19 protein-coding genes are annotated in these 21,372 nt (G+C 67.0%); 13 read left to right on the plus strand and 6 right to left on the minus strand.

Annotation, left to right across the window (positions count from 1 at the left end; all coding sequences use genetic code 11):
- From secY to MXB53_RS05135, 3 genes are all read left to right on the plus strand, one after another.
- Complete coding sequence (gene secY, locus MXB53_RS05125) at window positions 1-1,470, plus strand: preprotein translocase subunit SecY (protein WP_248896186.1); 1,470 nt, start codon at window positions 1-3, stop codon at window positions 1,468-1,470.
- Between the two features lie 395 nt (window positions 1,471-1,865).
- The gene (locus tag MXB53_RS05130) at window positions 1,866-2,927 is read left to right on the plus strand and encodes a hypothetical protein (protein WP_248896188.1); all 1,062 of its coding nucleotides are present in this window, start codon (window positions 1,866-1,868) and stop codon (window positions 2,925-2,927) included.
- A complete protein-coding gene (locus MXB53_RS05135; RefSeq protein ID WP_248896190.1) occupies window positions 2,924-3,664 on the plus strand; it encodes an N-acyl homoserine lactonase family protein in 741 nt (246 codons plus the stop codon). The genes MXB53_RS05130 and MXB53_RS05135 overlap by 4 nt, the downstream gene beginning before the upstream one ends.
- Before the next feature lie 4 nt (window positions 3,665-3,668).
- Here the strand turns inward: MXB53_RS05135 and MXB53_RS05140 are convergent, their stop codons facing one another.
- Complete coding sequence (locus MXB53_RS05140) at window positions 3,669-5,555, minus strand: SLC13 family permease (protein WP_248898070.1); 1,887 nt, start codon at window positions 5,553-5,555, stop codon at window positions 3,669-3,671.
- Between the two features lie 314 nt (window positions 5,556-5,869).
- Here MXB53_RS05140 and MXB53_RS05145 point away from each other — a divergent pair, with 314 nt between their 5' ends.
- The 3 genes from MXB53_RS05145 to MXB53_RS05155 all read left to right on the plus strand — a co-directional run bounded on the left by MXB53_RS05145 (window position 5,870) and on the right by MXB53_RS05155 (window position 7,416).
- Window positions 5,870-6,067: a hypothetical protein gene (locus MXB53_RS05145; protein ID WP_248896192.1), complete on the plus strand. Its 198-nt coding sequence runs from the start codon at window positions 5,870-5,872 to the stop codon at window positions 6,065-6,067.
- 91 nt (window positions 6,068-6,158) lie between these two features.
- Window positions 6,159-6,503: a DUF8159 domain-containing protein gene (locus tag MXB53_RS05150; protein ID WP_248896193.1), complete on the plus strand. Its 345-nt coding sequence runs from the start codon at window positions 6,159-6,161 to the stop codon at window positions 6,501-6,503.
- 1 nt (window position 6,504) lies between these two features.
- Window positions 6,505-7,416: an alpha/beta hydrolase gene (locus tag MXB53_RS05155; protein WP_248896195.1), complete on the plus strand. Its 912-nt coding sequence runs from the start codon at window positions 6,505-6,507 to the stop codon at window positions 7,414-7,416.
- 14 nt (window positions 7,417-7,430) lie between these two features.
- On the opposite strand, the gene MXB53_RS05160 is transcribed toward MXB53_RS05155, so the two are convergent.
- Window positions 7,431-7,691, minus strand: coding sequence for a universal stress protein (locus tag MXB53_RS05160; RefSeq protein WP_425601193.1), 261 nt, complete (start codon window positions 7,689-7,691; stop codon window positions 7,431-7,433).
- 255 nt (window positions 7,692-7,946) lie between these two features.
- Here MXB53_RS05160 and MXB53_RS05165 point away from each other — a divergent pair, with 255 nt between their 5' ends.
- Window positions 7,947-8,966 (plus strand): DUF7490 domain-containing protein, encoded by a 1,020-nt coding sequence (locus MXB53_RS05165; protein WP_248896197.1) that lies wholly within the window; start codon window positions 7,947-7,949, stop codon window positions 8,964-8,966.
- Complete coding sequence (locus tag MXB53_RS05170) at window positions 8,963-9,250, plus strand: DUF8060 family membrane protein (protein ID WP_248896198.1); 288 nt, start codon at window positions 8,963-8,965, stop codon at window positions 9,248-9,250. The genes MXB53_RS05165 and MXB53_RS05170 overlap by 4 nt, the downstream gene beginning before the upstream one ends.
- Before the next feature lie 51 nt (window positions 9,251-9,301).
- On the opposite strand, the gene MXB53_RS05175 is transcribed toward MXB53_RS05170, so the two are convergent.
- On the minus strand, window positions 9,302-10,123 hold the full coding sequence (locus MXB53_RS05175; protein WP_248896199.1) for a ZIP family metal transporter: 822 nt from the start codon (window positions 10,121-10,123) through the stop codon (window positions 9,302-9,304).
- A 100-nt stretch (window positions 10,124-10,223) separates the two neighbouring features.
- On the opposite strand from MXB53_RS05175, the gene MXB53_RS05180 reads away from it, so the two are divergent.
- The 5 genes from MXB53_RS05180 (at window position 10,224) to cruF (ending at window position 15,451) form a co-directional block, all read left to right on the plus strand.
- Window positions 10,224-10,670 carry a hypothetical protein gene (locus MXB53_RS05180; protein WP_248896201.1) on the plus strand — a complete coding sequence of 149 codons (447 nt, stop codon included), beginning with the start codon at window positions 10,224-10,226 and terminating at the stop codon, window positions 10,668-10,670.
- 123 nt (window positions 10,671-10,793) lie between these two features.
- A complete protein-coding gene (locus tag MXB53_RS05185; protein WP_248896203.1) occupies window positions 10,794-12,215 on the plus strand; it encodes an FAD-dependent oxidoreductase in 1,422 nt (473 codons plus the stop codon).
- A 62-nt stretch (window positions 12,216-12,277) separates the two neighbouring features.
- Complete coding sequence (locus MXB53_RS05190) at window positions 12,278-13,771, plus strand: phytoene desaturase family protein (RefSeq protein WP_248896205.1); 1,494 nt, start codon at window positions 12,278-12,280, stop codon at window positions 13,769-13,771.
- Window positions 13,768-14,598, plus strand: a complete 831-nt coding sequence (locus tag MXB53_RS05195; protein ID WP_248896206.1) for a prenyltransferase — start codon at window positions 13,768-13,770, stop codon at window positions 14,596-14,598. The genes MXB53_RS05190 and MXB53_RS05195 overlap by 4 nt, the downstream gene beginning before the upstream one ends.
- A complete protein-coding gene (gene cruF, locus MXB53_RS05200) occupies window positions 14,591-15,451 on the plus strand; it encodes a bisanhydrobacterioruberin hydratase (RefSeq protein WP_248896208.1) in 861 nt (286 codons plus the stop codon). Before MXB53_RS05195 ends, cruF begins: the two co-directional genes overlap by 8 nt.
- Before the next feature lie 73 nt (window positions 15,452-15,524).
- Here the strand turns inward: cruF and MXB53_RS05205 are convergent, their stop codons facing one another.
- The 3 genes from MXB53_RS05205 to MXB53_RS05210 form a co-directional block, all read right to left on the minus strand.
- On the minus strand, window positions 15,525-16,508 hold the full coding sequence (locus MXB53_RS05205; protein WP_248896210.1) for a phytoene/squalene synthase family protein: 984 nt from the start codon (window positions 16,506-16,508) through the stop codon (window positions 15,525-15,527).
- Window positions 16,509-16,562: 54 nt separating this feature from the next.
- Window positions 16,563-16,682 carry an HVO_2523 family zinc finger protein gene (locus MXB53_RS15780; protein ID WP_345779696.1) on the minus strand — a complete coding sequence of 40 codons (120 nt, stop codon included), beginning with the start codon at window positions 16,680-16,682 and terminating at the stop codon, window positions 16,563-16,565.
- A gap of 305 nt (window positions 16,683-16,987) precedes the next feature.
- The gene (locus MXB53_RS05210) at window positions 16,988-21,205 is read right to left on the minus strand and encodes an LAGLIDADG family homing endonuclease (protein ID WP_248896212.1); all 4,218 of its coding nucleotides are present in this window, start codon (window positions 21,203-21,205) and stop codon (window positions 16,988-16,990) included.
- Window positions 21,206-21,372: the final 167 nt, after the last annotated feature.

Consider the following 21,372-nt stretch of genomic DNA (forward strand, 5'->3'; position numbering starts at 1 on the left):
ATGGGATGGAAGGAGACCGCCGAACCGGTGCTGACGCGGATGCCGTCAGTCGCACGGCCGGAGGGGCACGTCCCCTTCCGGCGGAAGATCGGCTGGACTGCCGGCATTCTCGTGTTGTATTTCTTCCTGACGAACGTCCAGCTGTTCGGGCTGGACGCGGGCACGCAGAGCGACCTGTTCGGTCGCTTCCGCTCGATCCTCGCCGGATCGCAGGGGTCGATCCTCCAACTGGGGATCGGGCCGATCGTCACGGCGAGCATCGTGCTGCAGCTGCTCGGCGGGGCCGATCTGCTCGGTCTCGACACTGACGACCCCCGGGATCAGGTGCTGTATCAGGGCCTCCAGAAGCTGCTGGTGGTCCTGATGATCTGTCTGACCGGGCTGCCGATGGTGTTCGCGGGGAACTTCCTGCCGGCGGATCCGGCCGTCGGCGAGGCGCTGGGGATCGGTCTCGCCGGTGTCCAAGGCCTCCTGTTCGCACAGATCGCCGTCGGTGGGATCCTCATCCTGTTCATGGACGAGATCGTCAGCAAGTGGGGCGTCGGCTCCGGCGTTGGGCTGTTCATCATCGCCGGCGTGAGCCAGCAGCTCGTCGGTGGGCTGTTCGGCTGGGAGGCGCTCAGCGGCACCTCCGGGTTCTTCCCGACGTGGTTCGCCATCCTGACCGGCCAACAGGCCATCGCGTCGCCGCTCACCGCCGAAGGGCTGCAGGCGCTCTTGCTCGGACAGGGGCAGTTGCTCGCGCTGGTGACGACGGTGCTCATCTTCTCCATCGTCGTCTACGCCGAGAGCGTCCGGGTCGAGATCCCGCTCGCGCACGCCCGCGTCAAGGGCGCCCGCGGTCGGTTCCCGGTGAAGCTCATCTACGCCAGCGTCCTACCGATGATCCTCGTTCGCGCCCTGCAGGCGAACATCCAGTTCCTCGGGCGCATCCTCAACAGCACGTTGAGTAGTATGCCGGCGTGGCTCGGCCAGTACAGCAACGGACAGCCCGTCGCCGGGTTGTTCTACTATCTGGCTCCGATCCAGACCCGCACTGACTGGATGTGGTGGCTCGCCGGGACGGCCGCCGAGCCCTGGCAGATCATGATCCGCGTCGGCATCGACCTGACGGTGATGGTCATCGGCGGCGCCATCTTCGCCATCTTCTGGGTGGAGACGACGGGCATGGGCCCCGAAGCGACCGCCCAGCAGATCCAGAACTCCGGGATGCAGATCCCCGGCTTCCGGCGGAACCCGCAGGTCATCGAGAAGGTCATGGAGCGGTACATCCCGCAGGTGACCGTCATCGGTGGCGCGCTGGTCGGACTGCTCGCGGTCGGCGCGAACATGCTCGGAACGATCGGGCAGGTCTCGGGTACGGGTCTCCTGCTCACGGTCTCCATCACGTACAAGCTCTACGAGGAGATCGCGGAAGAGCAGTTGATGGAGATGCATCCCATGATGCGCCAGATGTTCGGCTCCGAGTAACCGGCCCTTCCACTTCTTTCCAGTATTCACCCCTCGTGAGCGACGGCGCCGTGTCGACACGGCAGTCGCGCCCCGACGCGACGGCTCACTCTTCGACCGTACCCCGTGACCGATGGCGTTTCGCATCACGTTCTCGAAGAGTTGCCGGAGTCGGCTCGCCCCGGACTCTCCCGATGTGGCAGTGGTTATTATGGCGTCTGGAGTCGTTCGTCCTGACTGACAACGGCTGTGATCGGCTGGGTAGCAATAGACACCCCCGTCGGACAGTCCACTGAACCGGTCGCTCCAGGCGATACAGCAGTTATCGACAGGGATCACTGTCCTCGCAGCCACGCTGATGTACGCCCCCGCCCCCGTGAACGGTTCGTCTGCCCGCCTCACCGATGGCTTGACCCATGATCGCTGCCACCGTCATCATGATCGACGGTGTCGTGCTGATCGCCCTGTGTTCACAGCTATGGGGCTATCGGCTGGGTGGGGTGATGGTCGCCCGTTGCTCGCCATCTACACGTTTCGGGAGCCGCTCTCCCCCATCATCTTCGGTGTCGGCGCCGTGGCCGCGTGGCTGTCGCTCTGGGCGACACGCGAATACACGCCTCGTCAACGAACTGTTCGATCCCCACGTCGTGATCCTCGTCGACGTCCGTCGGGACCACCAGTCTACCCTCGGGACGAACCTTTCCGACATCGTTCGCGTCTTCACGCGCACCGTCCCCGAAGATGCCTACGTCATCAGTGGGGACCGCAACGACGCCATCAACGACTATCTCGGTCGCGAGTTCGCGAAGGCGGGTCACGACTTCACCGTCGCCGAACCACCATCCGATTCCCCGTTCCAGGACGTGTTCGGTTCGCGATCGGCGTTCGTCGTCGACGAGACGCTGCGGGCGCTCGGTCTCGACCCACTCCCGCCCGCCCGGATCGAGGACTACACCACGCGCCTCCGGGGCGAGTGGGGGTGGCAGCGTCTCGAGGGCGGCGGACTGGTCGCCAACGGGGCCATGATGAACGATATCGAATCCACGGAGCTACTCCGGCAGTTCCTCGTCGACCGCCTCCAGGACGGCGTTCTCACGCCGTTCGTCTATACGCGGCGCGACCGCGCCGGGCGGACCGCGGCGTTCGTCCACTACCTCAACTGGCTCGCGGAGAACGACCGCATCGGCCGGGTCCACGTCGCGGGATCGCACGCGCGGCTGTTAGAGCGCCGTGTCACCGCCGAGTTCGTCCACCACGACGAGTCGGCGCCCCCCGTCGATGTCCTCGACGCGTGCCTCGACGAGGGCTATCTACCTGATGGGAAACACCGTCGCCGAGTTCATGCGGGCATTCACCGCGGCAATCGACTGCCGCACCGTCGAGTGAGCGTCGCGGCGGCCGAGCGGTTCGAATCGTCGGCCACATCCGTCTCCGTGGACCGCGCGTTTATCTCCCGTCCGGATCATTGCAAACCATGACGCCGACGGTCACGCCCTACTGCTGTGGCTCCCTCACGATGGACGAGAGCATCCTGGTACAGGGTCGATACGGCACCGTCGAGGCGCCATCGATCGTGTTCCTCGTCGAGGCCGAGCGCACGATCCTCGTCGACACGAGTTTCGGCGCCCTCGACCTGATGGCGGAGCGCCACCCCGACTTCGACTGCCACCGCGACGACGACCAGCGACTTGCGGCCGTCCTCGACGACGCGGGTTACGCGCCGAGCGATATCGACGCCGTCCTCCTCAGCCACCTGGACTGGGATCACTGTTACAATCTGGATCTGTTCGACGGGGAGACCGACATTTACGCCCAGCGGCGCGAACTGGAGTACGCCATCGCGCCCTATCCGATGCACGCCGAGCGCTACGACGCGAAGTCGCTGGGGCGGGACCCGCCCTGGCTGACGGTGGACGTGACGCCGCTCGACGGCGAGACGGAGCTCTGTCCCGGGGTCACGGCGGTCCCGACGCCGGGTCACACCGTGGGACACCAGTCGCTCGCGGTCGACACCGCCGACGGCACGGTGGTCGTCGCCGCCGACGCCGTGCCGACACACGACAACGTCGACGACGATGGGACGCCACGGCGAGGGGCAGCGATGACCGAGTTCGAGTGGTGGGAGAGCGCCCACGAGGTCATTGACCGGGCCGACCGCATCCTCCCGGGCCACGAGTGGGGGATTCTGGACGCCGACCCGGCGGGGCTATGCTAGACGCCTACGCGCCGAGCCCCCAGAAGAAGGCGATGCCGAGGACGGTGACGACCGAGAGCAGGAGTTGCAGCGGCGCGCCGAGGCGGATGTAGTCCGAGAACTTGTAGCCACCCGGGCCGTAGACGAAGAGGTTCGTCTGGTAGCCGACGGGCGTGAGGAAGGCCGTCGAGGCCGCGAACGTCACGGCGAGGACGAACGCGAAGGGGCTCGCATCGATCTGTGTCGCGGTTTCGATGGCGACCGGGAGCATCAACACGACGCTCGCGTTGTTGGAGATGACGCCGGTGATGAGCCCCGTCGCGAGGTAGAACACCCAGAGGACGCCGAGCGTGGGGAGGACGGTCGCCGTCGTGGCGACGAGCGTCCCGAGGAGGTCGGCCCCGCCGGTCTGTTCGAGCGCCATCCCGAGCGGGATGATGCCGGCCAGGAGGAAGATGACGTCCCACTCGACGGCGTCGTACAGTTCCGTCGGCTTGATGACGCCGGCCGCGACCATCGCGACGACGCCGGCGAGCGCCGTCAGCAGGATCGGCAGCGAGAGCGCGGAGAGCGCCTCGAAGGCGGCGACGCCGGTGACACCGGCGAGCGCCCCGCCGATGGTGCCCCAAGGAATCGCGGCCAACCCGACGACGCCGGCCATGATCGCGGCGGCGTGGGGGATCTTCTCGGTCCGGTAGTCCGGTTCGTCCGGTTCGTGGGCGACGATGAAGTCGTCGTTCTGTGAGAGGCGGTCGATGCTGTCCGGCGGCGCCTGGATCAGGAGCGTGTCGCCGACGCGGAGCGGTCGCCGGTCCATGTGGGTACGGACGGTCTCGCCCCGACTCCGGAAGGCGAGGACATTCGCGTCGTACCGCTGGCGGAACGTCGAACTCGCGAGGGATTCGCCGACCAGATACGAGCCGCGGGGGATGACGACTTCGACGAGCGTCTGTGACGACTCGGTGTCCGGTTCCAGTTCGGCCTCGGTCTGGGGTGGGCTCCCGGTGAGGGTGAGCGTCTCCCGGTCGACGAGCTGCCGGACGGTGTCGCGGTCGGCCCGGAGTCGAAGGATGTCGCCCGCCTGGATCCCCATCTTTCCGGGTTCGAGGAACTCCTCGCCGTCGCGGACGACCTGCAGGATGTCGGCGTCCAGGTCGATGTCCTCGATAGCCTTCCGGACCGGTTGCCCCACGAGCGGGGAGTCCTCGTCGACGACGACTTCGGTCAGGTACTCCTCGATGGCGTACTCGCGGACGTAGTCCTCCTCGATGGGCACGCGGTCGGGGAGCAGTCGCGGTCCCAGAATCATCAGATAGAGACTACCGACCAAGAGGACGACGACGCCGAGTTTGGTGAACTCGAACATCGAGAACGGGTGACCGAGCAGGCGCGCCGAGACGTCGCTCGCGAGGATGTTCGTCGACGTGCCGATGAGCGTGAGCATCCCGCCGAACATCGAGGCGTAGGAGAGCGGGAGGAGGAGTTTCGAGGGGGAGGTCTTGCCCGCGTGGGCGAGGTCGCTGATGACAGGGACGAGGATGGCGACGACGGGAGTGTTGTTGATGAACCCCGAGACGGGACCGGCGACGCCGATGGTCGCGAGCAGCTGTCGGTCGCGGTTCTCGCCCGCGAAGGCGGCCATCTTGCCGCCGAGGATCTGGACGAGTCCCGTCCGGCTGATCCCCGAACTGAGGATGAGCATCGCCAGGACGGTGATCGTCGCCGAGTTCGAGAAGCCGGAGACGCCCTCCGTGGTGGAGATATGCGTGAAGTTCACCACGCCGTCGGTGCCGAGGAGCATCAGCAACACCATGACGAGGATGGCCGTCACGTCGATGGGGAGTAGCTCGGTCACGAACAGCACGAGCGTCAGCACGACGATGCCGAACACGACGAGGACGTCCGGCGTCAACGAGAGCGACCCGGCGGCGTCGACGGCGCGTGCCGCCGACCCCGCGACTGCCGTCGCGTCGGTCGCCGCGAGGGGAGCCGGAGTCGTCACAACTGCGTGGACCGAAGCGCCGGTTCGGTTTCAAAATACCGAAGGCCCGATCAGCGTCCTGGTGTGCCAGACGCTCTCAGTCGATGGTTTCCAACGATCATGAAGGTTTATTATGGATGGGCGCTATGGTGTATTCACGATGCAACGCGTCGTACTCGTATGCTGATCGCGGTCAGATGACGCAGTGCCGCTCACCAACCGACCCAGCATACGACACACATCCAATGAGCACGTCCCGACGCACGACTCGGAAGAACCGATCGACGATCACCATCGACCCCGTCATCCCGCTGCAACCCCGTTCGGGGAACACCCCGACGACCGACCGGCGGCGTGACCGCCCCGAACCGGAGCCCGAGCCGGCGACGATGATTCCGATGATCGACCGCGGTGGTCTCGGCCCGAAGCCCGGCGCCGACTGATCGCGCTCCGACTGGTTCCGTTATTTCCCGTATCGCGTAGCGCCGCCGATCCGGCAAGGGTTTTGTCCGCCCAGACCAAACACGACACACGATGGACGAATCCGAACTGGAGGAGGAACTGCGGAACTTCGGGCTCGATGTCCACGATGTCGAGGCCGTCGACCCGGTCGAACTGTCGTATATCACGGCCTATCCGGGCGAGGAGGTCAACCACATGGAGATGGGGAAGGCGCTGAACGCCTTCCTCGATATGGCGCGCGACGACGACTGGGAACCCACCCGCGTCGAGGCGACGGTCCTTCGCTTCGATGACGAGGCGATGAACACCTGGTACGCGAAAACCGAGTGGTTCGAGGGCTTGCTCGAATACCGGCTCTCCGAGACCGAGTTCTCGACGCGCGTCCTCGAGACGCTCGACGAGGACCTGGACGACTGAGATGCCCGCGGCGACCACGACTCGTCGGACGTTCGAGTTCGCAACGACGACCTTGACCTTCGAGAGCGCGGGCGAGACGTGTCGCGGTCGCCTCTACCGACCGGACCGCCCGGCGACGCCGCCGGTCGTCGTGATGGGGCCGGATTTCGCGGCCGAACGCACCTTCGGCTACCCTCGCTACGTCGAGGCGTTCGCCCGCGCGGGCTACGCCGCCTTTCTCTTCGACTATCGTGGCTCCGGCGCGAGTGAGGGCACCCCTCGAAATCTCGTTGCCCCCGTAGCGCAGGTGGCCGACTGGCACGCGGCGCTCGATCGGGTTCGCCGTCTCGACGGCATCGACCACCGGCGGATCGCGCTCTGGGGGTACGGCCTCGGCGGCGGACACGTCGTGCGGGTCGCGGCCGAATCACGCGCCGTCGCCGCCGCCGTCGCGGTCGCCCCGATTCTCGACGGACGCGCGTTCGCCCGCGCCCGGTCGCCGCGCTATCTCGCTACCGCCGTTCGGGCGGGCCTGCATGACCGTCTTCTCGCTCGGCTTGGCCGGTCTCACGCCGTCCCCGTCGTCGGCGGTCCCGAGGAGTTCGGCGTTTTGCCACGCGACCCGACCGGCACCGCCTATCTCGACTGCATCCCGTCCGTAAGCGACTGGCAGAACCGGACTCCGGCGCGGTCGCTCCTGTCGCTGTTTCGGTATCGCCCCCTGACCGACGCCAGCGACGTGGCCTGTCCGACGCTGTGCATCGCCGCCGGTGACGGCGATCTGGTCCCCGCCGAGACGGTTGCGACGGCTGCCGACCGCCTTGACGACGCGACGTTCCTGCGGCTGCCGATGCGGCAGATGGACGCCCTCGGCGACGCCGCGAGCGAGGCTGCCGCACACCAACTCGCGTTTCTCGACGGCGTGTTCGGGTAGCGAGGGTCGCTAGCCTACTCCAGAGGCACGACGGCGACGGGACGCGATGTCTTCAGGAGCACTTCCTGCGCGGTGCTTCCGAAGATCGTCTTTCCGGTCGGATTCCGCTCGTGGACGCCGATGACGAGTTCGTCTACGTCCCTCTCCTCGGCGAACACGAGGAGGTCGTCCGCGGGGTCGTTGTCGCGGACGAACTGGTGTGGTTCGACCGTCGCGTCGATCGCGTCCTCGCCGGCGCGGGCGTCGCCGCCTCGGAGGGAGTTGACCGCGTACACCGTCTCTCCGGCCTCGATCCGCTCCTCGGGATACTCACAGAGGGCGACGCTCGTCTGCTCCGTGTCGGTCCCTATAGTCGCCTTTGTAAGTCAGCGCACACCGGATCGCCAGACAGCGTGCGATCAGGTATGCACACAGTTCCAAACGCTACTATCGCAGGTCGCTTCGCATACCCCGTCGATCGGTCGCCCGAAAGATAAACGTCCGTTTGACTTTCCCCAAAGCATTTGCGGGTACCGCGAGTCCTTCCGTCTATGCGCCGCGAAACAGCGCTGGCCGTGGGTGCGGCCGGCGTCGTCGTCCTCGCTGCCCTCACCGCCGTGCTCGCGCCCGGTGCCCTGGCTGATCCGACCGACGATCGGCCGGTGCGTCCGGGACCGGTGGACATCACACAGATGGACATCTCGGCCGGCGACGTGACGGGCGATACGGTCACGCTGAACGTGGAGACGCGCCTCTCGCACCGCGGCCCACCGGCACGAAACGTCAGCCTGCGCGTGCAGGCCATCGACGCGGAGTCGGGGCTGGTCGCGACGACCCGGTCCGTTTCCGTCGGCAACCTCTCCGAAGAGCAGGAGGTGGCGGTGCCGACGAACCTGACCGTCGAGCGGGAGGGTGGCTACCGCATCCAGGCGGTCGTCTACCGCGACGGGCAGCGGATCGATAGCGGCGGGCGCGAACTCCAGGGACTCGCGGCCCTCCAGCCGCCCTACGCCCGGAGTGATGTCGCGTTCGCCAGCGCGGACGCGCTGCCGCCCGTCTCCTTCTCCATTGTGGAGACGAACGACAACCGGACGACGCTCGCCGTGCAGGCCGCCCTGACCAACGACGGCGACGAACAGCCGGAGAACCTCCGCGTCACGCTGACGCTCCGCCAGGCCGACTCCAACATCGTCGCTGATCAGACCTCCGTTCCGGTCGGCTCGATCCGTCCCGGTCGCACGGAGACCGTCGAGGCGCAGTCGACCGTCCCGTCGAACTACAACTACTACATCGACGCGGTGCTCTGGAAGGACGGCGTCGTCATCGACAGCGTTCGCGGGACGGCGAATCTGGACCCGACGGAGACCATCAGCGTCAACGAGACGCGACGCGATGTCGAACTCCAGGTCAGCGACTTCAGCCGCGACGGCGGTGACGGCGGCGCCGGCGATCGACCGGTGCCCGCGGAGACGGGCATTCCGACCGAAAGCGCCGGTCCCGGCTTCGGCGCGCTCGTCGCCGCCCTCGCCGTCGTCGCCGCCGCGCTTCTCGCCCGGAGGAGGATCCCATGAGTGACACTACCCCAACCCCCGATTCGAGCACCGAGACGGAGGAGCCCACCGACGAGAGCACCGACCACTCTCGCGTCCGGCGATACGCGAACTACGCCGCCCTGCTCCTGCTGGGCTTGCTCGCGTTCATCGCCGTGATACGGCTGTATCTCAGCATCTCCAACGCCATCACGACGTGGATCACCCACGAGTACCGGTCGCTGTTTCAGGCGGCGTTCAACCTCATCGTGTTGCTGCTGGCGGGCGTCGGCATCACCTATCAGCTTCGCCGGCTGTACGGCTGACGCTGCTAGCTGCTCGCTTTCGGAGTGGTGAGTGTCGTACGGGTCGAGCGCCTACGACAGCGCGAGCCAGGCGACGAACACGGCGACGCCGCCGAGCGCGGTGCTGACGACGGCGTGCGTTCGGAGGCGGTCCAGCAGGGCGTGGGCGTCGCCGGACACTCTCAGCAGGTCGTGGACATCGCTCCCGATCTCACACCGCGGCAGGAAGTCCATCGCAACGTGGAGGAAGATGCCGGCGGCGAACCCGAAGACGATCCCGCGGACCGACGGCGCGGCCGGGAGGCTGACGAGGCTAGCGCCGATGGCCGCGATGCCGACGCCGGCGGCGGGGACGAGCAACACCGACGGATCGCGCCCGTTCGAGACGAGTCGCCGGGCCGCCGCGTAGCCCGCCGGTCCCTTGTGCGAGACGATGGCGAGGCCGAGCAGCGGGCCGAGGTCGGGCATGTTGCCGTAGACGATGCCGATGATGAGGCCCGCGGAGAAGGCGTGCGCGGAGAGTTCGGCGACGGTGCGATCGACAGGCAGGTCGAGATGCGCGAGGCGGTGACCGGCCGTGTGGCTCGCGAAGCCGACGAGCAAGCCGAGCGCGACGCCGAACCCACCGAAACTCGCGTCGTGAGCGATGGCCTGCGGGATCAGGAACACTGCGGCGCTCGTCACCATCGCACCGCTCGCGAGGCCGTACCCCCACACCAGCGCCCACGGGCGGCCGCCGAACGACCGCTTGCCGAGCGGGATGCCGAGCGCCATCGCGGCGAACGCGACCCACGAGATACCCAGTAGTTTCCAGGCCCCGATGGTCGCCGCGAACCCGGACAGCACCGCGAAGACGCCCGTTGCGATCCCGCCAGCAGGGGAGAGACGAGTCATATTAACAAAGAGAATAACGTAATTAATAACACGTTCGGTTCGTCCCGTCGGCGGCGCGGCTTCGTGACCGTTTTTTAGGTGTCCGTTCTCGACATAGGGGATGAACGTTAGCGATTTCGATCCGATCCACCTGATTACGGTCCACCTCGCCGTTCTCGTCGCGGTGATCCACCTGGCGCTCGGCGTCAGCAACTGGCTGACGTATCTCCAGGGCGGCGTCCTCTTCCCACCCGACCTGCGGTGGCCGCTGTTCGTCGTGTCGGGTCTCGCTATCGTCGGTGGAGTGGTCGCCGCGATCGCGGGCGCGTATCGCCGCCCGCTCTACATCGCCGGCATCGCGCTCATGGTCGTCTACGTCGTCGGCTACTTCGGCTGGCACGTGAGCGGCCACCGTCCCCTGTTTTTCGTCGGTCCCGGGACGCACCACCACGGCTCGACGCTCTCCTATCTCCTCGCCCACGTCTTCGCGGGCCCCGCCGAGTTCCTCGCGCTCGCCTCCGAGACGGCGCTCGCGGGGATGCTCGGCTATCTGCTCTACCGGGAGTGAGACGGTTTCTTGGACGTCATTACCGGTGGCTCGCTGGGACGGTCCAGCGAATCACCGGTAAACAGTTCCACTAATCCGTATGAGCCGGCGCACGCTTTTCCCGCTGCCGCGTGACCTGCCCTCATGAACCGTGATCCGTTCGTCGTCGTCGGCGGCGATGCCGCGGGTCTGAGCGCGGCGAGCAAGTTCCGCCGCGAGCAACCGGACCGAGACGTCGTCGTCTTCGAGCAGGGGCAGTGGGTGTCGTACGCCCACTGCGGGCTGCCGTACTTCATCGAGGGCACCGTCGACCGGCTGACCGACTTGCTGTCGCTCTCACCGACGGATGTCGCGGAGCGGGGGATCGACCTGCGCCGTGGCCACGAAGTCGTGTCCGTCTCGCCGACGGAGCGGACGGTGACCGTCCGGAGCGAGGGCGAGCGATTCGATCAGCCCTACAGCGAACTCCTCGTCGCGACCGGCGCCCGAGCGACCACCCGGTCGTTCGACGCCACCCTGGATGGCGTGTTCACCGTCCACGGGCTAGATTCGGCGGCCGCTATCGACGCCTACCTCGCCGCTCCCGGTGAGTACGACAGGAACCGCCTCGGCGACGGCCCCGTCGATCGGGGGCGCGTCGACCACAACGCCGCACTCGCCCCGCCGGAGCGGGCCGCCATCGTCGGCGGCGGGTACGTCGGTGTCGAGATGGCGGAGGCGCTCGTCGCCCGAGGGCTCGATGTCCACCTGTTCCAGCGGTCGAGCCACCTCCTGCCACCGTTCGGCGAGGCCGTCGCCGAGCGGGTGGCGGCCCACCTCGGCGAGCGGGGCGTCGCTGTCCACACCGACACGCCCGTCGAGCGGCTCGTCGGCGACGGTCGCATCGAGGCAATCGCGTTCGACGACGACCGCCTCTCGGTTGAGATGGCGGTCCTCGGCGTCGGCATCGAGCCGAACGCCGGCCTCCTCGACGGCACCGGCGTCGACCGGGGGCCGAACGGTGCGCTTCACGTCGACGACTACGGGCGAACCAGCCTCCCGGCGATATACGCCGCGGGCGACGTGGCGACGTCGCGTCACACGGTGATGGGACGGTCGACGTGGATGCCGCTGGGGCTGACGGCGAATCGCGCGGGGCGGGCCGTGGGTGCGACGGTGGCTGGCGACCCGACGCCCGTCGGTGACGTGGCCGGGACGGCCGTGGTGAAGGCGTTCGACCTGGAGTGTGGCCGCGTCGGACTCGTCGACGGCGACGAGGCGACCGACGCCGGCTTCGATCCCGTCCGGGAGACGATCACCGCCGAATCGCGCTCGGGCTACTACCCCGGCGCCGCCGATACCACGGTCACGCTCGTCGCCGACCGCGGGAGCAGGCGGGTGCTCGGCGGAACCATCGTCGGCAGCGACCGCGCGGCGATCCGCATCGACACGCTGGCGACGGCGCTCGATGCGAACCTGCGAGTCGACGAACTCGAACGCCTCGATCTGGCGTATGCGCCGCCGTTCAGTCCCGTCTGGGATCCGATCCTCGTCGCCGCGAAAGTCCTGAACGGCCGACTCGCGTGAGGTGTGGCACCGTCACACGCGATTGCCGACAGTATATACGGATCACGGTCCAACGGGGGGTCATGAATGCATCCCCGCCGGCCGATGACCTCGACGAATCGGTCGTCGTCGTCGTCGGCAGCGGTTTCGGCGGCCTCTCGACGGCGTGCTATCTGGCCGATGCCGGCGCCGACGTGACGGTTCTGGAGAAAAACGAACAGCTCGGCGGTCGGGCGAGTCGCCTCCACGCCGAGGGGTTCCGGTTCGACATGGGCCCGTCCTGGTATCTGATGCCCGACGTCTTCGAGGACTTCTTCGGCGATTTCGGCCGCTCGCCCGAGCAGTATTACGGGCTCGAACGCCTCGACCCACACTACCGCATCTTCTTCAAAGACGGCGATCAGGTCGACCTCGTCCCCGACCTGGAGACCAACCGCGACCTGTTCGAGTCGTACGAACCCGGCGCCGGCGACGCGCTCGACGCGTATCTCGATCAGGCCGCCTACACCTACGACGTGGGGATGCAGCAGTTCGTCTACGAGGACCGCTCTCGCCTCCGCGAGTTCGTCGACCCGGACGTGCTTCGGTACGCTCGCGGTCTCTCCCTGCTCGGGACGATGCAGGGCCACGTCGAGGACTACTTCGATCACCCCAAACTCCAGCAGATCGTCCAGTATTCGCTGGTCTTTCTCGGCGGCGCGCCCGACAACACGCCCGCACTGTACAACCTGATGAGCCACGTCGATTTCAATCTGGGCGTCTACTACCCCGAGAACGGCATGGGTGGCGTCGTCGACGGCATCGTCGCGATGGCCGAGGAACTGGGCGTGGAGTTCCGCACCGACCATCCCGTCTCGGAAATCCGAGGTCGGGAGGGTGCCTTCGCTGTCCGCACCGAGGACGGCCGCGAGTTCTTCCCCGACCGCGTCGTCTCCGACGCCGACTACGCCCACACCGAACAGGAGTTGCTCGTCCCCGACGACCGCCAGTACGACGCCGACTACTGGAACTCCCGCACCTACGCGCCCTCCGCGTTCCTGCTCTATCTCGGCGTCGAGGGCTCGGTCGAACCGCTGGCCCACCACTCGCTCGTCCTCCCGACCGACTGGGACGCCCACTTCGACACCATCTTCGGCGACCCCACGTGGCCCGAGGACCCCGCCTACTACCTCTGTGTTCCCTCGAAGACCGACGACACCGTCGCACCCGAGGGCCACAGCAACCTCTTTGCGCTCGTACCCATCGCGCCCGGCCTCGACGACACGCCGGAGCGCCGCGCGGCGTTTCGCGACCTGGTGCTCGACGACATCGCCGAACACACCGGGGTCGACCTCCGGGACCGCATCGTCTTCGAGGAAATCTTCTCCGTCTCGGAGTTCGCGGACCGATACAACAGCACCCAGGGCTCCGCGCTCGGCCTCGCGCACACCCTCCGACAGACTTCGCTGCTCCGCCCGCCCCACGACTCGGACGCGGTTGACGGCCTCTACTTCACTGGCTCCTACACCACCCCCGGTATCGGCGTCCCGATGTGTCTCATCAGCGGCCGCCTCACGGTCGAGGCCATGATGGAATGAGCCTCGCGTATCTGGTCCGTCTCTCCCGACCTCGGTTCTGGCTCTATCTCGCCGGTCCCGTGGCCGTGGGCGTCGTCTACGGCGCCACGGCGCCAGCCGACCTGCTCACGCCAGCGACGCTCGTCCTCTTCGCGTACTTCCTTCTGCCCGCGAACGTCCTGCTGTACGGCGTCAACGACATCTTCGACGCCGATATCGACGCGGAGAACCCGAAAAAAGAGGGTCGCGAGGTGCGCTACGGCGGCGGGCGTCTCGTCCCCATCGCGGTCACGGTGAGCGCGCTGCTCGCCTTCCCCCCTCTCGCCGTGACGCCGACGCGGGCGTGGCCGTGGCTCCTCGGATTCCTCGCTCTCGGCGTCGCGTACAGCGCCCCGCCGCTCCGCCTGAAGACCCGGCCGCCCCTCGATTCGCTCTCGAACGGGCTCTACATCCTGCCCGGCGTCGCGGCCTACGTCACCGTCGCCGGCGCGCAGCCACCCGTCCTCGCCGTCGGCGGCGGCTGGGTGTGGTCGATGGCGATGCATACGTTCTCCGCGATTCCGGATATCGACCCGGACCGCGCGGCCGGCATCGAGACGACGGCGACCCGCCTCGGCGAGCGGCGGGCGTACGCCTACTGCGCCGGATGCTGGGCGCTCGCCGCCATCGCCTTCGGCCTGCTCGACCCGCGTCTCGGCGCGCTCATGGCCGTCTATCCGGTCGCCGTCGTCCTCGTCGCCCGCGCCGACATCTCCGTCTCGCGGGCCTACTGGTGGTATCCGGCCGTGAACACCGTCGTCGGCGCCCTGTTCACGATGGGCGGCCTCTGGAGGGTGTTCTATGGGTGAGACCGACGACGGGTCCGTCGTGCCGGCGGCCCCCTCGACGCGCGCCGCCATCCAGGCGCGCCTCGACGCCCTCGTCCGCGAGAACCGGTTCACCATCGCGGTGGTCTTCCCCGCCGTCGGCGCCGTCCTCCTCGTCGCGAGCGCGGAGGCGCTACTGCCGGCGCCGTTCGCGTTCGACCCCTTGTTGCTCCTGTTCGGCACGCTCGTCATGCGGTCGCCGCTGCTCGTCGGCATGGCGCCCCTGATCGACCGCCGGGCCGCGATCGGCGTCGCCCTCCTCGCGGCCTACGCCTACGCCATCGAGTTCGTCGGCCTCCGGACCGGCCTGCCCTACGGCGAGTTCCACTACGCCATCGACCTCGGTCCCACGCTCGCGGGCGTGCCGGTCGGCCTCCCCGTCTTCTTCCTGCCGCTCGTCTGTAACGCCTACTTGCTCTGTCTCCTCCTCCTCGGTGACCGAGCGCAGGCTCCCCAGGTTCGGCTCCCGACCGTCATCGCGGCGGTCGTGGGCATGGACGTCGTTCTCGACCCCGGCGCCGTCGCGCTCGGGTTCTGGACCTATCCCGCCGGCGGCCCCGTCTACGGCGTCCCGCTCTCGAACTTCGCTGGCTGGATCCTGTCGGCGACGGTCACCGTCCTCGTCCTCGACGCCGTCCTCGACCGGACGGCGGTGCTGACCCGTCTCGACTCCTGTGCCTTCGCCCTCGACGACCTGGTGAGTTTCGTGGTGCTCTGGAGTGCGATCAACGTCTGGTTCGGCAACTGGGGAGCGGCGGCCGTCGGCGCCCTGTTCGGCGTCGGCTTGCTCCGCACCGAGCGCTTCGACTCGGCGCCGTTTCTGCCCTGGCGGTAGGCGTATCGTCCCCGTCGAGAGGTTCTCGCTGGATCGTCTGGCGAGGACGAGACCGACTGCTGACTGCCGACGCCTAGTTGAGGCGCCGGAGGCTGTCCACCGCGCCGCGGAGCAGGCGGCGACCGATGCCGGGGGTCGGGACGGCGTCCCTGGCTCCATCCGGAACGGCGCTCACCCGCCGGAACACCGTTTCGGGGTCGCGGTTCCACGCCCAGTGCCAGCGGGTTCGTGCCACGAGCGCGAGTTTGCGGCGCGTGCTGATCGCCGGCGTCTCGGACAGCACGTCGTAGTTTCGCTCGCGGATCAGGCGATGGTGGTCGGCGTAGAGGACCGCGGCGACGAGGACGGGAAACTGGCAGTCTGCGGGCAGATACTCGATGCCGGCGACGCCCTCGCGGTAGAGCGCCTCCGTCCGCCGGAGTTCGTGTGCCATCGCCCGCCGGAACTCCTCGGTCACCTCGAAGTTCCGCAGATCGGCCTCGCTGACGCCGTACGCGCCGAGCGTCTCCCGTGGCAGGTAGAGCCGGTCGCGTTCCACGATGTCCTCGCGCACGTCGCGCAGGAAGTTCGAGAGCTGGAACGCCTCGCCGAGCGCCGTCGCGTGGGGGCGCGCCCGTTCCGGCCGCTCGGGGGCCATCACGTCGGTCATCATTCGCCCCACAGCCGACGCCGACCCGTCCATGTACGCCCGCAGTTCGTCGAACGTCTCGTAGCGGCTCTTCGTCACGTCGGTCAGCATGGCGTCGACGAACGTGTGCACGTCCGCGTCGTCGATGCCGTGGCGCTCGCGAAGGTCGGCGAAGGCGGCGAGCACCGGGTCGTCGGTCGGCTCCTCGTCGAGCGCGGCGGCGCGTAACCGTTCGAGTTCGGCCCGCTGTTCCTCGGGCGGGACCCCGTCCGCGTCGTCCACCACTTCGTCGGCGACGCGGAAGAACGCATAGAGAACGTACGTCGGTTCGCGGACGCGGTCGGGCAGCAGGCGCGTGGCGAGATGGAACGTCTTGCCGGTCCGGCGCTGGATCGCCCTCCCCCGAGCGATGCCGTCGTCACTCACCATTCGGTAGTCTCCCCCGCGTTCCCGGCGCTGCCGGCTGGATCGAATCCGCTCATGTCACCAGAACGTGTCGCTGCAGTCGTAGACGACCCCGTGGTTCGGACAGACGTATTTACAGTGACGGCGCCGCATCGCCGTCTCACAGCGGGGGCACGGTCGACCGCCTGACGATGACATGCCCCGGCGTGGGGTCCACACCGACATGACTGTTCCGCCGGCGTGGGTTTGTCTGCCCGGATGCAAACGTTCGTGCCGTATCGTTGGGTAGTTCGGCACGATACCGTTCTCAGGATGGCCGAATCATTATTGTCTGTCGCGATAACTGCGTATCTCGGGTGTCGGAGAACTCATGGCGTGAATCCGGCGCCCACCGCGGGCGATCATCGTGTGAGGCCGGTTCGGACGGACCGTCGTGAACTATTTCCGACGGTCGCTCATCGCCGAGGCGACGACCGCCGGGACGCGGTTCTAACGGATCCGTCTCAGCACTCGGACCAGCCACACGACTCGCAGGTCTTGCAGCCCTCGGAGTAGTAGAGGTTCATCGTCCCGCATTCGGGACACTCGGGGCTCTCGCCCGCTTCGAGGAGTTCGGCCGTGTCGTCGCTGACGCCGGCCTGCGCACCGCCGTCGGCCTCGGGTGCGTCACCGCCTTCCATCGCCTGCTTTTCGGCCTGTTCGAGTTCGGTCAGGTTCTGCTGTTTCGGGTACGGCTTGTCGATCTCGCCGTCGAGGTAGCGGCGCATCGCCGTGCCGATGGCGTCCGGGATGGAGTTGATCTGTTCGCCCTTGTCCCAGGCGACTTTCGGCGACCGGATGCCCTGCAGTTCGGAGGCGATTTCGCGGGGGTCGACGCCCGAGCGGAGCGCCGTCGAGATGGTCTTCGCCAGCGCCTCGGTGAAGGAGGCGGTGAAGCCACCGGAGTTGCCGATGTTGGCGAAGAGTTCGAACGGCCGCCCGTCGTCGTCCTCGTTGATGTTGACGTAGAGTTTCCCGTAGCCCGTGTCGATGCGCTGGGTGACGCCGTGGAGGACATCGGGTCGCGGGCGCTTGGTACCGAGTTCGCGTTCGCCGTCCGCGGCCGCGAGCATGTCTTCCATCTGGCTGTCGAGGGCGGCGCGGACGTCCTCGTTCTCGAGGAAGCCCTCGATGCCGCCGAACACGTCCTCGATCTGCTCGACCAGCGCCTCCGCGGCCTCGCTCTCGTCGGCGAACTCCGCGTTCTGGGCGCGAGTGGTCAACACCTGTTTCGAGCGCGTGCCGTCGCGGTAGACGGTGACGCCCTTCCCGCCGTGTTCGTAGATGTAGCGGTACACCTCGTCCATGTCCTCCATGGATGCGGAGTTGGGGAAGTTACAGGTCTTCGAGATGGCGGAGTCGACGCCCTCCTGACACGCACACTGGACGGCGGCGTGCTGTTTCCCGGAGAGGTCGCCGGTGACGACGAACAGTTCGCCGATGGCGTCCGGCACCGTCTCCAGGCCTTCGACGCCGTCGAACGCGTTGTCGGCCATCTGCTCTTGGGCCTCGCGTTTCACCGCGTCGATGTCGAGGTCGTTCGCCTCCAGCGTCCGCAGGAAGTAGTCGTCGAACTCGACGAGCATCTCGTCGCCCTGGACGTCGTCGGAGACGTTCTTGTAGTAGGCGACGTTGTAAATCGGCTCACAGCCACCGGTGGTGTTGCCGACCATCGAGGTGGTGCCCGTCGGGGCGATGGTGGTCGTGTTGTGGTTGCGGATGGGGAAGCCGTCCGCCCACTCGTCGGCGTCCAGGCCGGTGTGGTGCTCGAACCACTCGCGGTAGTCGGTCGGGTTGGCGTATTTCGACTCGTTCCAGTCCTCGAAGGAGCCGCGGTCCTCGGCGAGTTCGTGGGACGCCCACTTCGACTCGTGGTTGATGTGGGTCATCACCTGCTGGGCGACCTCGTTGCCGACGTCGCTCCCGTAGCGGATGCCGAGCTGGACGTACAGTTGCGCCAGGCCCATGACGCCCAGTCCGATTTTGCGCATCTCGCGGACCTTCTGCTCGATGTCGTCGACGGGGAAGTCCGACATCGTGACGACGTTTTCGAGGAAGCGGGTGCCGTACTCGATGCGATGGTCGAACTCATCCCAGTCGATCGCGTCAGCGAGGAAGGCGTCGACGGCCTCGTCCATCGAATCGTACTCGTCGCCGTGTTCCTGGGTCCAGACGCGCCAGTCGGGCGCGTCCCGGGCGGCGAGCGTCGAGAGGTTGATGTGGCCGAGGTTGCAGGCCTCGTACTCTTCGAGCGGCTGTTCTCCGCAGTTGTGGACCACGAGCCCGTTCGCGACGAACGAGCTGGTATCCGGCTCGGTCAGATCGTACACGGCTTGGTGACCGTCGTTCTCGATAGACTCGACGGTGGCCTCGAATCGCTCGCTGTCCGGTCCACGGTCGTAGGTATCGAGCCGCTGATCGAGCGCCTCGTTCTTGTAGTCGAGCAGGAACCCAATCTCGTCTCGGAACCGTTCCAGATTGTCCTTGACGATGACGAGTTCGTGTTGTGCCTGCGTCTCGTACTCCGCCGTTCCGCCACGGCCGTCGGCGAGCTCCCTCGTTCCTGCGTCCTTGCGGTTCTCGTACACCTTGCTTGCGATGCCGAAGTTCAAGAGGAGCTGCTGTACGTCACCGAGCAAGTCGGCGTCGGCGCTCCAGAGGCGAACCGAGACGCCCTTCTCGACGGAGCCTTGCACGCTGCCATCGGCGGTGAACAACGCTCGAAGGAAGCCACGTGCCATCTCCTCGCTCCCCCGCATAATCGCGTCGGGGACACTGAGTTTGTCCTTGACGAGACCGGCCTCCTCGGCGTACTCGTAGAGACGGGTCGAACGGATCCGCTGTTCGATCGCCTGCGCGCCGCGGTCGTCGTCGCTCCGAGCGATATCGTTGACTCCGACTTCGTAGTCGGCGTTGCCGAGCGGTTCGCGGACGATTTCGTTCACGTCGTCCGCGAACGCCTCCGACACCGACGCGTCTTCGTCGTAGAAGTTGAGGACGGCCCGCTCTTCGCCGTGTTTCAGGTGGCCGTCACCGACGAGCCAGCCGAGAACACGCCCCTCTTCGGCGGAGCCGTGTTGGCCGAACCCGCCTTTGCGGTTCTGGATATGGACCGTGTCGCCAGCCGTTAGCTCGCCTGCTTCCGTCCAGCCGTCGTCCGTCCTGACGCGGTGGTCGGCGGTTAGCCGAAGCTCGTATCCCTCCTCGGTCGTGAGCCGGCACACGTCTTTCTCGCCGGTCTTGTAGACGCTACTGGCCTCCTTGACCGGCTCCTCGCTCAGACGCCCGTCGACAACGACATCCGTCGAAACACCCTGATCGTACAGTTCCTCGGCAGGCACCAGGCCGTTATCGGTGCTGATGAGCGTCTCACCCGTAACACAGGGGTTCGTCGCGAGGATGCGGTGGTCCGGATGCTCCTCCACGTCGAACGAATGCTGCTTGTTCACCCGTTCGAGGTAGATGACACCGGGTTCGCCGTTTTCGTGGGCGCCCTCGACGATGTCCTCCCAGATGACCTCCGCGGGCATCGAGAGCTCCTCGCCGACTTCGACGTAGTCGCCGAGGCCGAACATGTCGTACAGTTCCTTGGTCTCGGGGGTGGCGATGTGGGGGTCACCGGTGCGCGGGTTGGTGAAGGTGAACTCCTCGCCCGCCTGCAGGGACTCCATGAAGTCGTCGGTGATGCCGACGGAGATATTGAAATTCGAGAGGTGGCCCTCGACGGCGTTGCGGAGGTGTTTCGGTACCTTCCCTTCGTCGTCGATGAGTTCGCGGGCCTCCTCCAGGGCGTCAGCGAAGGAGTTGTGCGTGAAGTCGTCCGGGTCGTTGAGGCGGAGCGTATGCGCCAGCGAGACGTCCTTGTTCTTCGCGTGGATGAACTGGATGACGTCGGGGTGAGAGATGCGCATGACGCCCATCTGGGCGCCCCGGCGGGCGCCACCTTGGGCGATGGTCTCGCACATCTGGTCGAACGTCCGCATGAACGTGATGGGGCCGGAGGCGATGCCGCCCGTCGAGCCGACGGGGTCGCCGTACGGGCGGAGTCGCCAGAACGCATAGCCCATACCGCCGCCGGACTGGAACACCTGGGCCGCCTCCTTGGCGGTCTGGTGGATGTCGTCGATGTCGTCCTCCGGTGAGTCGACGAAACACGCCGACAGCTGCTGGAGTTCGTCGCCCGCGTTCATCAGGGTGGGCGAGTTCGGCATGAAGGAGAGGTCCTCCATCAGCGTCTCGAACTCGTCGCGGGTCTCCTCGACGACGGTCCGGACGTCCTCGGGGAGTGCCGGGACGACCGTCTCGTAGGCGAATTTGTTGACGTTGTGGGCCGAAAGCGCCGTCTCGACGTCGTCGTCGGCGGTGGTCCCCGTTCCGAACACCTCGGCGGCGAGTTCGTCACGGCGCGGGTGGTCGGGTTTCAACTGGTCGGGCGTGACCGTGATTTCGGTGTCCTGCTTGCGCGCCTCGAACACCGCTTCCGCGAGGGCGATGTTTTTCGCCACGCGCGGGAAGAGATCCTCTTGATCCTCGATCAGTTCACCGTCCGCGTCCTTCCGGAGGTAGCGGGCGGGCAGGATGTTGTGGTACGCGTTGTCGGTGAGTCGCTCTTCGAGCGTCTCGCCGTCCGTGCGCTTGATCGGTAACTCCACGTCGTCGGTCTCTATGTCGTACGTACTCATGTATCGGTCATCGTGTTGATCGGTGCGGGGGTCCCCCTCCTTCGGTTCGACCGGACGCTGGCAGGTCCGGTGGCTGACTCGGATCGGCTCATCGCTGACTGTTGGTGTACGGGGAATCGGGGTAAAGGCGTTGGTTCGGGTTTCGATAGCGCAAACCTATCCGATTC

This window comes from Haloplanus sp. XH21, from assembly GCF_023276355.1.
GTDB lineage: Archaea > Halobacteriota > Halobacteria > Halobacteriales > Haloferacaceae > Haloplanus > Haloplanus halobius.